Below are 2,054 nucleotides of genomic sequence, written 5' to 3' on the forward strand. Positions count from 1 at the left end.
TGATTTTAAAAATATCTCAATAAAAATTAAGATTACATAAAATTTTTGTATTGTGGTTGCTTGGTATTGGTGATAAACTTTTTTCAGTGCAGTGGCTTATTTTTTCTTCGTAAGCTGAGCACTATATAAATCAAGGGTTAATAGTGGTGGAGGATACTTTTGAAAGCATATGATTACTTAGTAGTAGGTGCTGGCCTGTTCGGAGCAGTTTTTGCGCATGAGGCGGCTCTACGTGGTAAGAAAATTAAAGTTATTGAAAAGCGCGACCATATCGCAGGAAATATATATACGCATGAAGTTGATGGCATTCAGGTACACCAGTATGGTGCCCATATTTTTCATACGTCAGATAAACAGATTTGGGACTATGTGAATCAATTTGCGACGTTTAATCGCTATACGAATAGTCCAGTCGCAAATTATAAGGGTAAAATGTACAATTTGCCCTTTAATATGAATACGTTCAATGAATTGTGGGGAACTAAGACACCACAAGAAGCGATGAATAAGATTGCAGAGCAAAAATCAGCGGCTAAAATTACCGATCAACCTAAAAACTTGGAAGAACAAGCAATATCGTTAGTCGGGACGGATATTTACCAAAAGTTGGTAAAGGGATACACAGAAAAACAGTGGGGACAAAAAGCGACTGATTTACCGGCCTTTATTATTCGCCGTCTTCCAGTCCGGTACACGTATGATAATAATTATTTCAATGATACCTACCAAGGGATTCCAATTGGTGGGTATACACAGATTGTTGAGAAAATGCTTGATCATCCACAGATTGATGTGAAGACAGGTGTTGATTTTTTTGACAACAAGGAAAAGTACCTTAAAGATTACCCAAGAGTCATCTTCACTGGAATGATTGACCAGTACTTTAACTACCAACTTGGAGAATTGGAGTATCGGTCACTGCGGTTTGAAAGTGAAGAGTTGAGCGTTGACAATTATCAAGGTAATGCAGTGGTCAATTATACAGATGCGGAGACCCCGTTTACACGAATTATTGAGCATAAGCATTTTGAATTTGGTAAAGGTGATAAGAACAAGACGGTTATTACGCGGGAGTATCCAGTTGATTGGAAACGAGGGGATGAACCTTATTATCCAGTAAATAATAAACGTAATAATGGATTGTACAAGCAATATACGGAATTAGCAAAGCAAGAAGGTAACGTGGTCTTTGGTGGCCGACTGGGTCAGTATCGGTACTATGACATGCACCAAGTCATTCATGCGGCGCTGTTAGCGGTAGAATGTGAACTGGGATAGCGCATTTAGATTAGCCGTATTCTTGGACTAGGAGGACTAAACGATGACAATTGATACAGATAGGGTTCGGGGAAAATGGATTTATCACTCATGTAAACGAGCATTTGATTTTTGCGTTAGTGCATTGGCATTGATTATTTTATCACCGCTTTTTTTAATCATTGCTGTCGCAATTAAATTGGATGATCCCGATGGGGGCGTATTTTATTCACAAGTCAGAATTGGGAAAGATGGGCGAAAATTTCGAATGTTTAAATTTCGTTCAATGATAACTAATGCTGACCAAAAACTAAAAGATCTTTTGCAGTATAATGAAATCGATGGTGCGATGTTTAAAATGAAGGAAGACCCGCGTATTACAAAGGTCGGAAAATTCATTCGAAAGCACAGCCTAGATGAGCTACCACAATTACTGAACGTTTTAGCTGGTGATATGTCTTTGGTAGGACCTAGGCCTCCATTGCCACGGGAAGTAAAGCAGTATGGTGTATCTGATATTCAGCGGCTATTAGTAGTGCCAGGATGCACTGGGCTTTGGCAAGTTAGTGGGCGAAATAACGTTGGTTTTCACACAATGGTGGAACTAGACTTGCAATATATTAGTGAAGCCAATCTTTGGGTTGATTTTGTTATCTTGCTTAAGACTTTTCGTATTATTATTAGCCCTAATGATGCTTATTAAGGGTGTTAGTTAATGCTGTTCAAAAGTTTGAATTGATGACGACTGTTTTTAAAGTGCCTATGTGAGGGAAGTTTCTTGAATAAAATTATAAAAA

Annotated in this window: 2 protein-coding genes; both read left to right on the forward strand. The window is 38.2% G+C overall.

Going from position 1 to position 2,054, the window contains the following annotated elements; genetic code table 11:
- The first annotated feature begins 159 nt into the window (after positions 1–159).
- A complete protein-coding gene (gene glf, locus KGF65_RS16535) occupies positions 160–1,278 on the forward strand; it encodes a UDP-galactopyranose mutase (protein WP_216788259.1) in 1,119 nt (372 codons plus the stop codon).
- A 43-nt stretch (positions 1,279–1,321) separates the two neighbouring features.
- A complete protein-coding gene (locus KGF65_RS16540) occupies positions 1,322–1,960 on the forward strand; it encodes a sugar transferase (RefSeq protein WP_065201559.1) in 639 nt (212 codons plus the stop codon).
- Positions 1,961–2,054: the final 94 nt, after the last annotated feature.

Origin of the sequence: Lactiplantibacillus sp. 30.2.29 (assembly GCF_018991255.1) — a bacterium.
Taxonomy (GTDB): domain Bacteria; phylum Bacillota; class Bacilli; order Lactobacillales; family Lactobacillaceae; genus Lactiplantibacillus; species Lactiplantibacillus pentosus.

Bases quoted from the DNA above. Each gene is read 5' to 3' on its own strand.
- KGF65_RS16540 (WP_065201559.1), top strand. From the start codon at position 1,322: ATGACAATTGATACAGATAGGGTTCGGGGAAAATGGATTTATCACTCA.